The sequence below is a fragment of the Chryseobacterium culicis genome (assembly GCF_900108365.1).
Taxonomy (GTDB): Bacteria; Bacteroidota; Bacteroidia; order Flavobacteriales; family Weeksellaceae; genus Chryseobacterium; species Chryseobacterium culicis.
Genome location: NZ_FNWQ01000010.1, coordinates 1 through 17,158, shown reverse-complemented (window position 1 = coordinate 17,158; position 17,158 = coordinate 1). Strand labels below are relative to the sequence as shown.

General features: G+C 36.9%; 15 protein-coding genes. 6 read left to right on the top strand and 9 right to left on the bottom strand.

The genetic code is table 11. From position 1 onward, the window contains the following. Window positions 1-309: 309 nt before the first annotated feature. Window positions 310-2,448: a S9 family peptidase gene (locus tag BLW74_RS21610; protein ID WP_089696844.1), complete on the bottom strand. Its 2,139-nt coding sequence runs from the start codon at window positions 2,446-2,448 to the stop codon at window positions 310-312. Window positions 2,449-2,776: 328 nt separating this feature from the next. On the opposite strand from BLW74_RS21610, the gene BLW74_RS21605 reads away from it, so the two are divergent. Together BLW74_RS21605 and ygiD are read left to right on the top strand one after the other, a co-directional pair. Further along, entirely contained in the window at window positions 2,777-3,289 is a 513-nt protein-coding gene (locus BLW74_RS21605) for a YceI family protein (RefSeq protein WP_047428539.1), read from the top strand. An 85-nt stretch (window positions 3,290-3,374) separates the two neighbouring features. Further along, window positions 3,375-4,202 carry a 4,5-DOPA-extradiol-dioxygenase gene (ygiD, locus tag BLW74_RS21600; protein WP_089696840.1) on the top strand — a complete coding sequence of 276 codons (828 nt, stop codon included), beginning with the start codon at window positions 3,375-3,377 and terminating at the stop codon, window positions 4,200-4,202. A gap of 72 nt (window positions 4,203-4,274) precedes the next feature. Here ygiD and BLW74_RS21595 read toward each other — a convergent pair whose 3' ends face one another. The 3 genes from BLW74_RS21595 to hutH form a co-directional block, all read right to left on the bottom strand. Then, window positions 4,275-5,756, bottom strand: a complete 1,482-nt coding sequence (locus BLW74_RS21595) for a S8 family peptidase (protein ID WP_089696836.1) — start codon at window positions 5,754-5,756, stop codon at window positions 4,275-4,277. 92 nt (window positions 5,757-5,848) lie between these two features. Beyond that, window positions 5,849-6,295 carry a GNAT family N-acetyltransferase gene (locus BLW74_RS21590; RefSeq protein WP_089696832.1) on the bottom strand — a complete coding sequence of 149 codons (447 nt, stop codon included), beginning with the start codon at window positions 6,293-6,295 and terminating at the stop codon, window positions 5,849-5,851. Between the two features lie 84 nt (window positions 6,296-6,379). Beyond that, the gene (gene hutH / locus BLW74_RS21585) at window positions 6,380-7,867 is read right to left on the bottom strand and encodes a histidine ammonia-lyase (protein ID WP_089696829.1); all 1,488 of its coding nucleotides are present in this window, start codon (window positions 7,865-7,867) and stop codon (window positions 6,380-6,382) included. A gap of 136 nt (window positions 7,868-8,003) precedes the next feature. Here hutH and BLW74_RS21580 point away from each other — a divergent pair, with 136 nt between their 5' ends. Beyond that, window positions 8,004-8,759 carry a hypothetical protein gene (locus tag BLW74_RS21580; protein WP_227413307.1) on the top strand — a complete coding sequence of 252 codons (756 nt, stop codon included), beginning with the start codon at window positions 8,004-8,006 and terminating at the stop codon, window positions 8,757-8,759. Between the two features lie 86 nt (window positions 8,760-8,845). Then, on the top strand, window positions 8,846-10,639 hold the full coding sequence (gene uvrC, locus BLW74_RS21575) for an excinuclease ABC subunit UvrC (protein WP_089696822.1): 1,794 nt from the start codon (window positions 8,846-8,848) through the stop codon (window positions 10,637-10,639). A 439-nt stretch (window positions 10,640-11,078) separates the two neighbouring features. Here the strand turns inward: uvrC and BLW74_RS21570 are convergent, their stop codons facing one another. The 3 genes from BLW74_RS21570 to BLW74_RS21560 are packed head-to-tail and all read right to left on the bottom strand — an operon-like array spanning window position 11,079 to window position 13,828. After that, window positions 11,079-11,843, bottom strand: a complete 765-nt coding sequence (locus BLW74_RS21570; RefSeq protein WP_089696818.1) for a hypothetical protein — start codon at window positions 11,841-11,843, stop codon at window positions 11,079-11,081. A 10-nt stretch (window positions 11,844-11,853) separates the two neighbouring features. Continuing rightward, the gene (locus BLW74_RS21565; protein WP_089696813.1) at window positions 11,854-12,936 is read right to left on the bottom strand and encodes a putative type IX sorting system protein PorV2; all 1,083 of its coding nucleotides are present in this window, start codon (window positions 12,934-12,936) and stop codon (window positions 11,854-11,856) included. A 13-nt stretch (window positions 12,937-12,949) separates the two neighbouring features. Further along, window positions 12,950-13,828 carry a DMT family transporter gene (locus BLW74_RS21560; RefSeq protein WP_089696810.1) on the bottom strand — a complete coding sequence of 293 codons (879 nt, stop codon included), beginning with the start codon at window positions 13,826-13,828 and terminating at the stop codon, window positions 12,950-12,952. A gap of 178 nt (window positions 13,829-14,006) precedes the next feature. On the opposite strand from BLW74_RS21560, the gene BLW74_RS21555 reads away from it, so the two are divergent. Both BLW74_RS21555 and BLW74_RS21550 read left to right on the top strand, forming a co-directional pair. Beyond that, window positions 14,007-14,558 (top strand): GNAT family N-acetyltransferase, encoded by a 552-nt coding sequence (locus BLW74_RS21555; protein WP_089696808.1) that lies wholly within the window; start codon window positions 14,007-14,009, stop codon window positions 14,556-14,558. A 252-nt stretch (window positions 14,559-14,810) separates the two neighbouring features. Further along, a complete protein-coding gene (locus BLW74_RS21550) occupies window positions 14,811-16,439 on the top strand; it encodes an acyl-CoA carboxylase subunit beta (RefSeq protein ID WP_089696805.1) in 1,629 nt (542 codons plus the stop codon). Between the two features lie 88 nt (window positions 16,440-16,527). Here the strand turns inward: BLW74_RS21550 and BLW74_RS22270 are convergent, their stop codons facing one another. After that, window positions 16,528-16,725 (bottom strand): bacteriocin-like protein, encoded by a 198-nt coding sequence (locus BLW74_RS22270; RefSeq protein ID WP_139265777.1) that lies wholly within the window; start codon window positions 16,723-16,725, stop codon window positions 16,528-16,530. Window positions 16,726-16,948: 223 nt separating this feature from the next. Further along, window positions 16,949-17,158: hypothetical protein (locus BLW74_RS22745; protein ID WP_228425012.1), on the bottom strand; the 210-nt coding region annotated here is incomplete at its 5' end.

The window sequence follows — 17,158 nt, the reverse complement described above, 5'->3', positions numbered from 1 at the left end:
GCAAAATCAAAAACATTGATGTTTGTTAAGATCGGAAGGGCTGTTGAATACTGAGGATTTTTTTGTTGGATAACGTAAGGGCGCAAGGATTTTTTATATTTATACTGTTTTAAGATGCAAGAAAATCAAAGATTTTCAGCAAAGATTTGTACATATAGTATTAGAACTGTACAATTTTATCGCAGATAAAATCCTTGAGTCTTAAAATATGCTCTATTCAATACACTCTGCGCCTTTGCGTTTTCAAAAAATCCTAATCCTTTTTAGCGAAACAAAAAATCCAGCCTAAAGCTAGACTGGATTGTATTATTATTTCTTCAGATACAGATCAAAATAATCTGTGATTTTCTGCATCAGGTGAACTCTGTCTTTCCCGATCACGTTATGCGGATGTCCCGGATACGTAAAATAATCCAGCTGAACGCCGTTATCCACAGCAGACTTAATAAATTTAATAGAATGCTGCCATACTACGACATCATCCTGAGCTCCATGGATCATCAGTAATTTCCCTTTCAGGTTTTGCACTTTATCCAGAAGATTAGCCGTTGCATATCCCTGCGGATTTTCCTGAGGAGTATCCATATATCTTTCTCCGTACATGATCTCGTACATGCTCCAGTCGATTACCGGCCCTCCTGCTACTCCTACTTTAAATACATCCGGTTTACGGAGCATGAAGCTGGTTGTCATAAATCCGCCGAAACTCCATCCATGGATTCCCATTTTGTCTCCATCTACATAAGGAAGTGACTTTAAGTACTCTACTCCTTTCATCTGGTCATTCATTTCTGTAGTTCCCAGATTTCTGAATACCGCCTGCTCGAATTTCAGTCCACGGTTAGAAGAACCTCTTCCGTCCATGGTAAAAATAACGTAACCGTTCTGAGCCATGTATTCATACCATAGATTTCCTGATGCCGGAAAACTGTTGGTGATCAGCTGTAAGTGGGGTCCGTTATACAGATAAACAATAGTTGGGTATTTTTTATTCGGATCAAAATTTGTAGGAAGAATGATCTTTCCGTACAAAGGAGTTCCGTCATCTGCTTTTAGTGTAACGTTTTTAATTTCCGGTCTCTGGTAATTCTTTAATGGATTTTCAGAAGTCAGGATATTCGTAGTTTTTAAGTTCGCTGTATTGATAATGTTGGCCACTCTCGGTGAATTGGCATTGCTGTATGCATCATAAAGATAGTTTCCATCACTGCTCAATGTTCCAATGTGCATACCTTCTGCATCATCCAGCTTTTGCATCTTGAAGTTGGTCCAGTTGATTCTATATAAATGTCTTTCTAAAGGAGTTTCTTTTGTAGAAGTAAAATAGATTTCCTTTTTCTTTTCATTGAATCCTAAGATATCGGTTACCAGCCAGTCCCCTTTTGTGATTTGAGATATCAGTCCTTTTTCAAGGCTGTAGTGAAACAAATGATTGTAGCCCGTTCTCTGGCTCTGCCATATGAAGTCTGTATTAGAATTAGGGAAAAAAGTAAGCGGATGCTGTGGCTCTACGTATTTACTGTCTGTTTCTTCAAATAAAGTTTTCACCAATTCTCCTGTAGCAGCATCATACTGATTCATCTTCATATGATTCTGGCCTCTGTTCAGAACTCCTACAAAGATGTATTTTGAATCCGGGCTCCATGTAACGGCCGTCAGATATTGATCTTTTTCTCCCTCCACTTTTAAGAACACAGTAGATTGGGTTTTGATATTGAAAACCCCTAATGTTACCTGATGGGAAGTCTGCCCGGCCATTGGGTATTTGATATTGTGGTTTACAGCAGGGGTTACAGACCAGTCGATGATCGGGTAATCTGCTACCATGCTCTGATCCATTTTATAGAATGCTACACTTTCAGAGTTGGGAGCAGGAAAAATTCCCGTATCAATACCGAATTCATTTCTGTGAACCGCCTGTCCGCTGATGATATTTTCATTGGTTTCGTTGGTTACAGCAATGGTTTTTCCGTTTCTGTTTACAAATAAATTATTCTTTGCGGTAAAGGCGAAAGTTTCACCGTCACCAAACATTTTCACATTCGCAGCATCTTTATCAATTGTTGCCGTATTTTTAACCTTCCAGTCATTTCCTGATTTCTCGATCCATGACATTTTACCATCGGTAGTAAAGTATCCCTTGGTATTTCCTGTAAATTTAATGGGAGGAACAGCTTTAAGCTTAGCATTGGAAAGGTTTCTGTTCAGTTGATTCAACGAGATCAGAGTATCCTGTTTGTTGGTTTTGAGATCTGTGATCAGATAACCGCCTTTCACTGCCTGGATATATGATTTTCCGTCTGCAGCCCATGAAAACTGAGAAATATTTTTCACAGCAAGGTTGGTTCTCATTCCATTTACAGCCTCTGCCATGGTAAACTTTTGGGTCTGGGCAAATGCAGAACTGCCTAAAACCAGCATCAATAAAGAAAATTTATGTAGTCTCATTGTATAAAATTGAATCCACCAAAAATAAGAAATAAAAACCAATCGTTAAGAAATGTTAAATTAAAACATTCATAAAATGAAATTCATACGTTAAAAGAAATTATTCCTTACCTTAATAGTAGAATTTTAGAATAAGTCAATTGTGAATAATCAATCTGCTGCGCTTGTCAATTTTTAGTTGTTGAAAAGCTATGGTATTCACCATTCACTTGTGAAGCAAAATTGACAATTTACCCAAAAACTTATTTCTTATCCTATATCAATGACTTGTATATGCTCTCTATCCTAAATTTGCATTATCAATAACAAACAAAAAATATAAAATACAATGGCAACAAAATGGATTTTAGACCCTACGCATAGTGAAATTACTTTCAAAGTAAAACACATGATGATCTCTAACGTTAAAGGAAGTTTCAGAACTTTCACCGCAGAAATAGACTCTGAAGATGAATTTTTTGCAAATGCAAAAACAACTGCAACCATCCAGACGGATTCTGTATTCACCAACAATACAGACAGAGATAACCACTTAAAATCTGCAGAATTCTTCAATGCTGAAGTACATCCTACCATCACATTTGAATCTCAGGCTTTAAATAATTCTATCGTTGGAAATCTTACCATCAACGGAATTACAAAACCTGTTAATCTTGATGTAGACTTCGGAGGAATTAATGTAGACCCTTGGGGAAATACCAAAGCAGGCTTCTCTTTTGAAGGAAAAATCAGCAGAAAAGATTTCGGATTAAACTGGAATGCAGCGCTTGAAGCAGGTGGTGTAATGGTGAGTGATGATGTAAAAGTAGCTGGTGAATTACAGTTTGTAAAACAGGCATAGTAAATAACATATATTACAAAAGGTTCAGGGATTTGTCTAAAAGCCTTGGACCTTTTATTTTTTATGATCTTCAATATTTATCTGTATGAACCTCAACGATCTTCAAAACATAAGCAACAGTTTTAAAAGCACCCCAAGAATGCCTGTTTTATTTCTTGGACATGGTTATCCTATGAATGCCATTGAAGAGAATCAGTTTGTACAGGGTTTCCGGAAAGCAGCTTCAGAAATTCCTAAACCGAATGCAATTCTTTGTATTTCCGCCCACTGGTATACAGACGGAACTTTTATAACGGCTATGGATATGCCAAAAACCATCCATGATTTTTATGGTTTTCCCAAGGCACTTTTTGATGTGCAGTATCCTGCTCCGGGAAGTCCGGAATTAGCCAGAGAAACGGCAGAACTTCTTCTTCCCGCAGAGGTGGAAGAAGACCACAGCTGGGGTCTTGACCATGGTGCATGGTCAGTGATTAAACATATGTATCCTGATGCGGATATTCCTGTCATTCAGCTAAGCATTGATCATACAAAACCTCCGCAGTATCATTATGATCTGGCCAAAAGACTCAATAAGCTCCGCGAAAAAGGGATCCTGATTATTGGAAGCGGAAATATTGTGCATAACCTCCGCCTCATCGACTGGAAAAACATCAATACGGTGGGTGCCGGCTGGGACTGGGCAGTAGAAGCAAGAGAAAAGACCAATAACTGGCTTCTTGACGATAATTTTCAGAATATTATTGATTATCAGAAGCAGGGAACTTTTCTACAGTATGCAGTCCCCACGCCTGATCACTATCTGCCTCTATTGTATACTTTAGGCTTAAAAGATCAGTCTGAAGAACTTACTTTATTCAATGATGAGCTTATCGGGGGATCATTAAGTATGACGAGTGTAAGAATCGGATAACTGCTTTATGCTCAAAATAAAAAAGGAAATACCTTATACAGATATTTCCTTTTCTTTTTATGAAATGAATATTTATTGTACTGCTTTCAGAACATTGATGTTTCCGTAGCCGTAGCTTGAATTTACATTGGGATAATAGGTGGCAGACTGTCTCATTTTGTTAAGCACCTGCTCTCTCGTCCATGACGGATTCTTAGCCCAAACCAACGCTGCAATTCCAGCAGTAGCTGCCGTCGCTACTGAAGAACCTCCTACATAATCTGCCTGTCCGTTATAATAGCTCAATACAGGAACCGTATTTCCTGAGGGTCTCTCCATCTGGAAAGTAAAGTCGATCTGACTTCCGGAGTGGCAAACATCACATTTCTGATTGGATGTATTCTCTTTTACCCCTGTGATGGCTTGAGTTTCCGACATGGATGCAGGGAAAATAACCCCTACAAAATTAGTAAAGCTGGTAGAAGTTCCTCCGGCACAGAAAATCAGTTTTCCTTTAGAGTAAGCATATTTAACTCCGTCTTCAATTTTTCCAACGGAAAAGATATGTCCCATCGACATAGAGATGATTTTTACATTCGTATTGTTTCCTAGTTCTGTAAACGCTGTTTTTACAGCTGTCTGCTCGCTTGATGTTTCAAGAACAACGTTTTCTGCGGCTCTGTAAGCGATCAGGCTGGCATTGTAGGCAACTCCTACCGGTAATCCAGCATTATTTCGGGGAGCGGCCATTACAGACGCCATTTTTGTTCCGTGCCCGCACTGATCTCCGGATCCGTCAGAATTATACACTCCGATTTTACTGATTGTTCTTCCTGAAGAAGCACCATTATTAAAACTTCCTCCCAGTAAAGTCTGCTCAGGAGAAACGCCTGTATCAATAAGTCCTATTGTAACGCCAGCACCTGTGCTGTAGCTCCATGCATCAGGAATATTATGCTTTGCAAAAGCCCAGGGAATTTTTGCACTGGGCGTAGTAGATGTATAGTCTGCTGCATTTAATGTTGCTGAGGAAAAGCCACAACCTGATGAACCGCTTCCTGAAGATTTTGCAGCAGCATTATATTGCGCTTCAAATTCAAAATAGTGATAGTCTGCCGGCTCTACATACCGGATGTTTTTCATTTGTCTCAGAGCAGCTATGGTTTCTTCATTTTCTATCACCACATCCATCTGATTAAGATACTGATCTGAAAGAAGAAGGAAATTTCTTTCTTCCTTTCCTTCATATTTTCTGATGACAGAAAGGACTTCTTTTTCCATATCACCGCTGTTAGGCGATTTACTTCTGTCAAAATCATCTTTAGAAGCTCCAAAGCCGATAGATACCATTTTGTTTCCGCGGAAAACAGCACTCCATACAAAGTGATCAGATTCATTCTTCCAGTTGAAAGTGCCATCTGTTTTAATAGCCTGATTGATCCTTTCATTGATTTGCTTGGCAGTCAGTGGATCTTTCTGTGCCATTTCTGTTTTTACATTTTCATTCTGAAGTTCTTCTCGGGAGCAGGAGTTTAAGGCAAAAAATATTGCCAGTAGGAATACAGTTTTTTTCATAATGTTATTATTTTGGTTGGAACCACAATATAACACTTTAACGGGAATTAAAAACTTAAAAAAAATGAATTTAGCATTACATGAATATTAAATTACAATATCTTCTCGTAGCAGACACTTTGCTCTATTCCAACGTATTGTCCATAATTGGGTATTCTGTAAAATCCGCTTTTTTCGTACACGGAAATAGCATTTTTCAGATCCTGAGAAGTTTCTAAAACCGCCTTTTTAAAATTCAATTCTGCGGCCCAGCTTTCCAGTTCCTTTATAATCGCTGAACCCAGTCCTTTTTTCCTGAATTCCGGATTGGTGAACATTCTTTTTATTTCTATTGTATCTTCGGAAAAAGCTTTGAATGCTCCGCAAGCTGCCGGAACAGCATCAATATAAACGATAACACAGTTTTTGATCGTGTCAATTTTATTATACTGAGCAAAGAAATCATCATGGTCTCCATTATGCTCAGACAAAGTGGCATCGAGGGATTTTACAAGATTCTGAAAATCTTTATGGGTAGAATCTGTTCTGAGGATGTGCATTTTTAATTAATGTAAAGATTTAAAAATTGAAGGATTTAAAGATTGTAAACAAAAAAGCCCCCTTTCGGAAGCCTTTACTTGGGATTAGTTCACCACAAATTTTCTCTCATTGATCAGTTCTGCAATCGCCAGCATATCTTTTCCGATCAGCCTGTCATCCTCAAGTTTGGCAACTTTAGTACGAAGTATTGCAAAGTTTTCTTCAATCACTTTAGAGCATTTTGCAGGTCTTCTGAATTCCAGTCCCTGAGCAGCAAACATCAACTCTACAGACAGAATATTGACGAGGTTTCCAAGAACCTGATTGAATTTTCTTCCGGAGATACTTCCCATGGAAACGTGATCTTCCTGTCCTAAACTTGTAGGGATGGAGTCTGCTGATGCCGGGAAGCACAATGTTTTGTTTTCTGTAACCAAAGCGGCAGACGTATACTGCGGGATCATAAATCCGGAATTAAGTCCGGAGCTTTCTGTCAATAGCCTTGGAAGGCCATACTTTCCTTCTAATAATAAGTAACTTCTTCTGTCTGAAATATTCCCTAATTCTGCAGCCGCCAGTGTAGCATAGTCTAATGGCAGTGCCATCAGCTGTCCGTGGAAGTTTCCACCTGAGATAGATTCTTCAGAGCTTAATACAATTGGGTTATCCGTTACCGAGTTCAATTCGGTTTCTGCCATACTTCTAAGGTGCTCAAAAGCATTTCTGCTTGCTCCGTGAACCTGTGGCACACATCTCATAGAGTAAGGATCCTGAACTCTCTCACAATCTTCGTGAGCTTTCATATTTTCTGATCCTTTTAAAAATTTAAGCATTCTTGCCGCTACTTTTCTACTGCCGTCAAAAGGTCTTATCTCATGAAGTTCTTTTTTGAAGGGGCTTTCAGAACCTCTGTATGCTTCCAGACTCATGGCAGCCGTCATGTCTGCAAGATCTAATAAATATTCAAATTTTTCGAGTCCTTTAATGGCATGAGCAAGGATAAACTGAGTTCCGTTAATTAATCCTAATCCTTCTTTCGGCCCTAAAGCCAGAGGTTCCAGATCATGTTTATTCAGAATATCCATTGTTTCGAAGATCTGATCTCCTTCCCAAACCTGTCCTAAACCAAGTAAAGGCAGTACCAAGTGTGCCAGCGGGGCAAGGTCTCCTGAAGCTCCTACAGACCCTTGTTCCGGCACTACAGGAATGATATCTTTTTCCAGCATCACGATCATTCTTTCAATCACTTCCAGAGAAACTCCGGAGAACCCTTTTGAAAGTGCGTGCACTTTAGCAATCATCATGATTTTGGAGAATTCTTTATCAATAGGTTTTCCAACGCCTACTGCATGGGAAATAATCAGATTATATTGTAACTGAGCGGTTTCGTCAGCTGAGATTTTGGTATCACATAATGGCCCGAATCCTGTATTGATTCCATAAACACATCTGTCGGACTCTACTATTTTCTGTACGTTTTTCTGAGATTTTAAGATTTGTTCCTTTGCGGCTTTGTTGAGTTTCGCTTTATTTGGCTTTTTACAGATTTCCAGAACATCATGGAAAGTAAAAACATCTACCCCGTATATCATTTCTAAAAAATTTTCTTAAAATTACGCATTTAACAATAATTGGAAAAACTAAATTTCAATCTTGTAGATTTTTATAAAAAGAAGTGAATTAATTTGTTACTTTTAGCCCCGAAAATTAAAACCAATATACATGAGAATGAAAACTCTACTGCTTGCTTTATGCGTTGCAGGTACAGCTGCTTTTGCACAGAAAGTAAAATATTCAAAGGAAGAAAGAAAAGAAATGAACCGTTATCTGTTTAACGAAGGCTTTAATACAGCAACAGATAAAAAAGTTTCTACCATTATTTTAAAGGATAATACGGAACATCAGGGCTACAGCAAATCATGGGAAAGGCAGAAAGGGCAAATTCTTTCTATCACCATAGAAGATGTGGATACCAAAAAGCCTATGAAATTTACTGCAGCAGATATTGCTGAAATGTACTTATATCCTACTGAGACTGAAAAGTCCATGAAAGCGGCAAAATTTATTTCCAACATGAGAAATTACAGTACCAAGAAATACAGTAAATCGGTAACCGATGATGCTGTTCTCTATGAAAACCAGATTGTTTCTTTGAAAAACAAAAAAGAACCCAGAGCTTTTTTAATGCAGGTTATTAATCCTGAATTTAATGAGCTTATTTCCGTTTATCACGATCCGTTTGCATCAGAAACAGCTACTACAGGCTTTGTAGGTGCTCCAGCTTTTGGGGGTGGTGTTATCAAATCCTATTATGTAAGGAAAGGCAGTAAGGTAATATGGCTTCACAAAGATGACTTTGAAGACAACTACGATTTTTTATTTGGAGATAATGCGGAATTCATAAAAAAATATCCGAAAAATTCTGTAGAGTGGAACTATTTGAGCTTTCTTATTTACCAATATACTGAAATGAACCACGGATAAAACATTCAATCTAAATACCGGAACCTGTAGAATCATCTGCAGGTTTTTCTTTTTTTAAATAGGGAAAGTTTCCTTAATTTTGTTGTATGAATCCTTCTTTAGAACTACAGCTCAAAACTTTACCATCCGAACCCGGCGTTTATCGTTATTATGATAAAAATGAACAGCTTTTGTATGTTGGGAAAGCAAAAAATCTGAAAAAGAGGGTTCTATCCTACTTTAACAAGAATCTTTCCGGATACCGAATCAAAATAATGGTTAGTAAAATCCAAAGGCTGGAAACAACTATTGTAAACAGTGAATATGATGCACTTTTATTGGAAAACAATCTGATCAAAGAACATCAGCCGTTTTACAATGTCATGCTGAAGGATGATAAAACTTATCCGTGGATCTGCATCAAAAATGAAGATTTCCCAAGGATTTTTCTGACGAGAAATGTGATTAAAGATGGATCAGAATATTATGGCCCTTACGCGAAAGTACGTCCTGCAAAGATTTTATTGGACACCATAAAACATATTTACAAACTCAGAACCTGCAATCTGAATCTTTCTCCTTCCAAAATAGCAGACGGAAAATACAAAGTATGCCTGGAATATCATATCAAAAATTGTGAAGGGCCATGTGAAGATTTAGAAAGCAAGCAAGATTATGATGAAAAAATAGATGCCATCCGCGGAATCATCAAAGGAGATTTCCGGAAAGCCAAAGATTATCTGGTCAATCAGATGATGAAACTGGCATCTAACCTTAAATTTGAAGAAGCTCAGATCATTAAAGAAAGACTGGACATACTGGAAGATTATCAGGCCAAAAATACGGTAGTCAATCCCAATATTGATGATGTGGATGTTTTCGGGATGACCAGTGATGAAACTGCAGCCTATGTTAATTTCTTCAAGATACGAAATGGGAATATCATTCAAAGTTTCACTACAGAAATCAAAAAAATTCTTGAAGAAACAGATGAAGATATTATGGAGGAAGCTTTGATAGAAATCCGGCAGAAGTTTTCTTCCGATTCTAAGGAAGTTCTTTTGCCATTCCATTTGTCTGTAGAAATACCCAATGTGAAACTGATAGTTCCTAAAGTAGGAGACAAAAAAAGAATTGTAGAGCTTTCTGAAAAAAATGCGAAGGAATATCGTCTGGAAAAGCTTAAACAGGTCCAGATTGTGGATCCTGAAAGACACACCAACAGAATTATGGCAGAAATGCAGAAACTTCTGAGAATGCCTGTGGAACCAAGACATATTGAGGGATTTGATAACTCCAATATTCAGGGAACGAATCCTGTATCGGCATGTGTTGTTTTCAAAGACGGTAAACCGAGTAAAGCAGATTACAGAATTTTCCATCCTAAAACAGTGGAAGGTCCCAATGATTTCGCAACCATGGAAGAAATTATCTACCGTCGTTATAAAAGAATGATTGATGAAGGAGAAAGTCTTCCGCAGCTCATTCTTATTGATGGTGGAAAAGGACAGCTTTCTTCAGCTGTAAAAAGTCTCAGATTACTGGGACTTTACGGAAAAATTACCATTGTAGGGATCGCGAAAAGACTGGAGGAAATCTTTTTCCCGGAAGATCCTATACCTTTATACCTGGATAAAAAATCCGAGACATTAAAGATTCTTCAGCGTGTGCGTGACGAGGCTCACCGATTCGGAGTAAAGCATCACAGAACGAGAAGGAAAAACTCTACTATAAAATCTGAGCTGGAGGAAATTCCGGGGGTTGGGGAGAAAACTATCGAGCTTCTTCTTTCTAAGCTGAAGTCTGTAAAACGCATCAAAGAAGCCAATCTGGAGACTCTTGAAGAAATTTTAGGAAAAAGTAAAGCAAAGGTGATTTGGGAGTTTTTTAATGCCCATTAATTACTGCCGGGCTAACTGTTATTTTTTTCTTAACCAAAATCCACTTTTCATAGGATTTTACAGCCATTTTCTATTTCATTCAAAAGGGATAAAAAATCAACAATTTTTCAAAGTAAAATGAAATACGACAATAAAAAATATAAATAAATAAATATTTTATCAAATAATATTATTATTTGTATTTTTTTCATAAATTAGTATTATTAACTAATAACAATAATACTGTGAAAATTATCCTCAATTTGTAAATCTTTTTAATATTCCATTTATACTACACCTGGAACTTATTTTCTTTTTTCTTTATAGTATTTTTTCTTTGTAAAAAGATAAATCCTATTTCAAATTTCCGGAATAATGAAAAACACATCAGCATATATACTATAAAAGGCTCTTTTTTCAAGAGCCTTTTAGATTTTATTTTTTCTGTTAATGCGTGCCGCTATTTTGCCACAAATACTTCTTTTGAATATCTTCCATCCGCCTGTGGGATATCAATCACAATATTCCCGTTTTCAAAATACCCTACTGTTGTACTTCCATTATCCAGTTTTACAATAAAGACAGAATCCTTAGAAGTAGTTTTGAAGGCTGCAAAGGGAACTGAACTACCAGATTTAGCCAGAATGAACTGACTGGGATCAATCTGTATTTTCTGAAGACTTACTTTCCCATTTGAGAAATTGCCAGACTCAGACGATACTGCAGTTGCAACAGGCTCAGGAGATGACTTCTGAGTGTTTGCCGTTATAGCAGATGTATCAGAGACAACATTAGTAGATGCCGGTAATAGTGCTACGGGGTTAGATACGGGCACTGCTATTAAAGCCTGTTTCAAAGCGTCATGGAAACCTTCTTCAAAGTCTTTGATATTTGAACTTCCTCTGGTTTCCAGAATCATCTTATTATTACAGTCTTTAAACTGAACAATAAGTTTATTTTTGAACAAACTTTTATCCTTCAGAATATCAGCTGTAACCACATTACAGTAATTATTTTTAGCATCCGAAGGCCAGTTATCCTTAATAACAGGAAGTGCTATATATTTCTTCCCTGCCATAGCTTTACTAAAAAGGTCTTTCAAGCTATAATCTTCCTTAAATGTTTCAAATTTTTCAGGAACTGCAACATATTTGTAGTCTGAAACTTTCTGTGCAAAAGCTATTGTTGAACACACTGCCAACATCAGCATTGATACCTTTTTCATTTTTATTATTTTAATCGTTTCTGAATGCTCCCATATCCAGCTTCAATGAGAAGAAATTGGAATAGAAGTTAGATCCGCCTATCCCTGAATTCGTAATGGCATAATCCAATGTAAGCCCTCTGTATCTTATTCCAAGACCTGCGCTCGGCTGGAAAGAAACTTTTCTCTTAAGATCTTCTATATCTGTAATAGACTGGAATCTGTTGATCCCCAATCTCACAAAAATCATTTTCTGATATCCCAGTTCAGCTCCGGCATAAGGACTGATACTGGCAAAATCTGTGGAAATCAAAGAAGCAGTTTTAGCAAAATCTACATTAATACCTGCCTCCGGCAATACATATACACTGCTGTTGATTTCAAATAATTTGCTGGCGCCAACATTAAGCTTAGGCATTGTAAGTTCCAGCTTGTCCTTAGGCGCAGGGTTGAATTCTTCTCCGTTTACAACAGTGGAAAGCTCTTTCTGATTAATCGTCCAGAAGTTGACTGTAGTAGTAATATCTCTTACCATCCCACCAAATTTCCAGCCGTTATCAGCCTTATAAATAGCTCCGACATCAAAACCGAACCCATAACCACTTGCAAATTTACCCACATTTCTGTAAACAATCTTTGCATTCACCCCTACATCAAGCTTAGGATTTCCTCCCGGCCGGAATGCATAAGAGAGAATGGCAGCATAATCGGATTGGGAAAACTTAGTGATTTTATCATAATCAATATTCCCTTCTGAGTCGATCATCTGGGTTGTATTCAAAATGTTATCTACCCCGAGTCTTACTACGGAAACACCAAAAACACCTTCCTCAAGTACTTTTGCATAAGCCAGATAGTCATATTTAGCAATAGACTCAAAGTATTCTGCGTGCATTGCTGCCCCCTGCCAGTCTCTTTCAATAGACATTAAACCTGCAGGGTTCCACATTGGAGAGTAAACGTCATCCTGATTGGTGATTACTGCTCCTCCCATGGCAAGACCTCTTGCTCCGGCACCAATATTTAAAAATTCATTGGAGTATTTCCTGATTATCTGAGATTGAGACAGCCCAAACAGCAGTAAAAATGCAAGTAAAAAATATTTTTTCATCATATAAATTTGATGCTTAGTTTAAGTTTTTAGTTTTTCTGGCTTTTATTAATCCATTTGCAATGATTGCCAGTATCATAACACCTGAAGCGATATAAAATATAGGGCTCATATGTTCTGATTCCCCAAAGATAAAAAAAGCTAGTATAATTCCGTAGACCGGTTCTAAATTAACTGTTAAAATTAAAGTAAAAGGTGATATATACTTCATTAAATTAACGGATTCTAACATAGGAAATGCAGTAAAAACACTTGCTAATAAGCATATTAACGCCAGATCTCTGTAGTTTATTTCGTTCATCTGAAAAATTTGACCTGAAAACAGATAGAATAACATTAAAATAAACCAGCCACAGAAAATTTCATAAAAAATAATATTACCAGAGCTTGTTTTACCAAACATTTTACCGTTAAAAACAGAGAATATCGTTCCAAATATGGCGCATAGAATTCCATAAATAATTCCTTCTTTAAAATGAAATTCTGTTTTAAAGATCAAAAGTATACAGGCCACAATAACCGCTCCCATGATCACTTCGGAAATATCTATCTTCCTTTTGAAGATAATTGGCTCCAAAATAGAAGCAAAAAGAGTAGATAATGAAAGACAGCTTAATGCAATAGAAACATTGGAGACTTTTATAGAATAAAAAAAGCAGTACCAATGGAGTGCCATCGCAAAACCTATAGCAGCCAGCTGAAAGAATATTTTTTTGCTAACCTTTATACTTTCCTTTTTAAAAACTCTGATGAATACGAAAAGAAAAACGGAAGCAAAAAGCATTCTGTAAAATACCAGGATTTGCGCATTGGCCTGAATCAATTTTCCTAAAATTGCAGTGAACCCCCACAAAAATACGATTAAGTGCAACCTGAAAAGCGCCAATTTATGCATAACCTATCTGCTTTGAATTTTAAATGTGCAAATTTACAAATACGCTTTTATAAATCTTACAAAAAAACATAAATTTGTGTTAATAAATGGATGATAAAATAAAATTTTTAATAGTTTTTCTTCCAGTTTAAAACCTTTTCTATTAATTTAATAAAAAGACCAAAGATCAAAAATTAAGATGAGATTGACTCCAAATATTGAAATCCAAACAGAACATTTAATCTTACAGCCTGTACAAGATTTGTATATAGATGATATTCTGGAGCATTTCACCAATGATATCACCACATATATGCCTTTTAACCCACAAGGCAACAGGAATGATATAGTCCACTTTGTTGAAGAATCAAAAAGAACTTTGTCACAAAATACAGATCTGGTAATGGTGGCGGTGGATTCTGATAAGAGCTTTGTGGGCTGTTGCGGTATCCATAATATAACAGCAGAATCTGCTGAGCTTGGGCTATGGTTAAAAAAGGACTCTCAGGGAAAAGGATTGGGAACCGAAATCATAACAACTCTTATAGAATTCCTGGAAAATAATTTTACTTTTAACTATATTGTATATCCTGTGGATGAAGAAAACATAGCAAGCAAAAAAATTCCGGAAAAACTTGGCTTCATTCCTGTAAAAAAATACAGAAAATATAAAAACGATACCACCGATCTCAATATTGTAGAATATAGAAAATATTACCAGCGTTTACCGTCTGAACATAAAAAACCCTGAAAATGTGTTAAACTTTCAGGGCCTTCAAATAATAAACTATTAAAAAAATAAACTAGGAACAGAGTAATTTTCAGAGGTTATCACCCTCCATTACTCTTATGTAAAGTTAGAAAAAATATAAATTATTTGAAAATAATTTTTAGTTAAAAATTTCACAATTTACTAAAAACCAAATAATTAAACATCTGTTTTACTTCCGATCCATATTCCTCATAAAAATAGTATCTTTAAGCGTAAAAAATTGAAAATTTTATGGACATCGAATTCAATAAACGAGAAGATCAGAACAGATTAAAATTATCAGAAATAAATCGCCTACTTACTGACATCAAAAAAGGAGGGGGTGAGAAGAGGCTTCAAAAACTTCGTGATGAAGGAAAAATGACAGCAAGAGAAAGAATAGATTATCTTCTCGATAAAGATTCAGATTCTATAGAAATAGGTGCATTTGCAGGCTATGAGATGTATGAAGAGCATGGAGGATGTCCTAGCGGAGGAGTGGTAGTGGTTATTGGCTACGTTTCCGGAAGACAGTGCATTATCGTTGCCAATGATGCTTCTGTAAAAGCAGGAGCATGGTTTCCTATCACAGGAAAGAAAAACCTGCGGGCACAGGAAATTGCCATGGAAAACAAACTTCCTATTATTTATCTGGTAGATTCTGCCGGCGTTTATCTGCCTATGCAAGACGAAATTTTTCCTGATAAAGAACATTTTGGAAGAATTTTCAGAAATAATGCTAAAATGAGCTCTATGGGAATCATCCAGATTTCTGCCGTAATGGGCAGCTGCGTAGCTGGTGGAGCCTATTTACCTATCATGAGTGACGAAGCTATGATTGTGGACAAAACAGGTTCTATTTTCCTTGCCGGAAGTTATCTGGTAAAAGCAGCTATTGGAGAAAGTATTGATAATGAAACACTGGGGGGAGCTACTACACACTGCTCAATTTCCGGCGTAACAGATTATAAAGCGAAAGATGACAAAGATGCTCTGAATAGGATCAGAACCATCATGAAATCTATCGGAAGTACTGAGAAAGCAGGATTTGACAGAATAGAAAGCTTCCCGCCAAAAGAAAATCCTGAAAATATTTTTGGGATAATGCCCGTTTCAAGAGCGGAACAGTATGATACCTACGAAATTATCAAATGTATTGTGGATAACTCCGAATATGATGAATATAAACCAGACTACGGTAAAAGTATTATCTGTGCAACGGCAAGGGTTGACGGCTGGTCTGTAGGAATTGTGGCCAATCAGAGAAAGCTGGTTAAGAGCGGAAAAGGAGAAATGCAGTTTGGAGGAGTAATTTATTCTGATTCTGCAGATAAAGCTACCCGATTTATTGCGAACTGTAACCAAAGAAAAATACCGCTGATCTTCCTGCAGGACGTTACCGGGTTCATGGTAGGATCAAAATCAGAACATGGAGGAATCATTAAAGATGGAGCCAAAATGGTGAATGCAGTTTCAAATTCTGTTGTTCCTAAATTTACGATCATTACAGGAAATTCCTATGGAGCAGGAAACTACGCAATGTGTGGTAAAGCTTATGATCCAAGATTAATTGTTGCATGGCCTTGGGCAGATCTGGCCGTAATGGGTGGAGCGCAAGCTGCAAAAGTTTTAGCGCAGATTCAGGAGTCTACGTTAAAAAAGCAAGGAAAAGAAATCTCTGAAGAAGAACACAACGAAATTTTGGATAGCATTTCAAAAAAATATCAGAAACAGACAGAATCTACTTATGCCGCCGCAAGATTGTGGACAGATGCAATTATTAACCCCGCGGATACAAGAAAATGGATTTCTATGGGGATTGAGGCTGCCAATCATGCTCCAATCACTGAGAAATTCAATTTAGGAGTAATACAGGTATGATCATCTAATTCCTAGAAGAGAAAATAAAAACGGCTATTTCATTGGAGATAGCCGTTTTTTAATTTATATTTTTAAGATAAAAACCATATTATTTACCATATTCTTCTTTGCAAAATTCTATTGGTCCGCCAAGTCTCACACAACATTGATAATAGCTCAGGCAGATACCGTTAGGCCATCCAGGAGGATAACACATTCTGAATTGTAATTCTTCCAGACATGCAGGTCCTGCGCCCCCATTCAGTGATTTTAAACGCTCTCGTGAAATCTTTGCTAGATTTTTCATAGTTATTTAGTTTTAATTGCTTCCTACTCTATTTAAGCTTTTCGGATAACGCTGCTCTAAAATACTATTTTTTCATCAACTGGTGAAATTTAATTGAAAATTGAGTATAAAATTTTTTGGATCATTAAAAATTGCTTTGAGTTAAGGATTTTGGGTAATTGGTTGAAGAGCTATTGAGTTACTTCCCTGTACACGCATTGAGGATATGCAGAAGGAGCGTGCATTAACCGGCGTCTTGTACAGTACTGTACTGTACTGTACTGTACTGTACTGTACTGTACTGTACTGTACTGTACTGTACTGTACTGTATGTATTGTACTGTATTGTATAGGGTATAAAAACAAAAAAACCTTTATCGTTATGATAAAGGTTTTTTAAAAATAAAATAAAAACTGGCGGCGGCCTACTCTCCCGCTTTCGCAGTACCATCGG

What these genes read in the sequence shown, in the direction of transcription:
- BLW74_RS21610 (WP_089696844.1), bottom strand. Translation starts at nt 2,448, where the DNA reads ATGAGACTACATAAATTTTCTTTATTGATGCTGGTTTTAGGCAGTTCT.
- BLW74_RS21605 (WP_047428539.1), top strand. Translation starts at nt 2,777, where the DNA reads ATGGCAACAAAATGGATTTTAGACCCTACGCATAGTGAAATTACTTTC.
- ygiD (WP_089696840.1), top strand. Translation starts at nt 3,375, where the DNA reads ATGAACCTCAACGATCTTCAAAACATAAGCAACAGTTTTAAAAGCACC.
- BLW74_RS21595 (WP_089696836.1), bottom strand. Translation starts at nt 5,756, where the DNA reads ATGAAAAAAACTGTATTCCTACTGGCAATATTTTTTGCCTTAAACTCC.
- BLW74_RS21590 (WP_089696832.1), bottom strand. Translation starts at nt 6,295, where the DNA reads ATGCACATCCTCAGAACAGATTCTACCCATAAAGATTTTCAGAATCTT.
- hutH (WP_089696829.1), bottom strand. Translation starts at nt 7,867, where the DNA reads ATGATATACGGGGTAGATGTTTTTACTTTCCATGATGTTCTGGAAATC.
- BLW74_RS21580 (WP_227413307.1), top strand. Translation starts at nt 8,004, where the DNA reads ATGAAAACTCTACTGCTTGCTTTATGCGTTGCAGGTACAGCTGCTTTT.
- uvrC (WP_089696822.1), top strand. Translation starts at nt 8,846, where the DNA reads ATGAATCCTTCTTTAGAACTACAGCTCAAAACTTTACCATCCGAACCC.
- BLW74_RS21570 (WP_089696818.1), bottom strand. Translation starts at nt 11,843, where the DNA reads ATGAAAAAGGTATCAATGCTGATGTTGGCAGTGTGTTCAACAATAGCT.
- BLW74_RS21565 (WP_089696813.1), bottom strand. Translation starts at nt 12,936, where the DNA reads ATGATGAAAAAATATTTTTTACTTGCATTTTTACTGCTGTTTGGGCTG.
- BLW74_RS21560 (WP_089696810.1), bottom strand. Translation starts at nt 13,828, where the DNA reads ATGCATAAATTGGCGCTTTTCAGGTTGCACTTAATCGTATTTTTGTGG.
- BLW74_RS21555 (WP_089696808.1), top strand. Translation starts at nt 14,007, where the DNA reads ATGAGATTGACTCCAAATATTGAAATCCAAACAGAACATTTAATCTTA.
- BLW74_RS21550 (WP_089696805.1), top strand. Translation starts at nt 14,811, where the DNA reads ATGGACATCGAATTCAATAAACGAGAAGATCAGAACAGATTAAAATTA.
- BLW74_RS22270 (WP_139265777.1), bottom strand. Translation starts at nt 16,725, where the DNA reads ATGAAAAATCTAGCAAAGATTTCACGAGAGCGTTTAAAATCACTGAAT.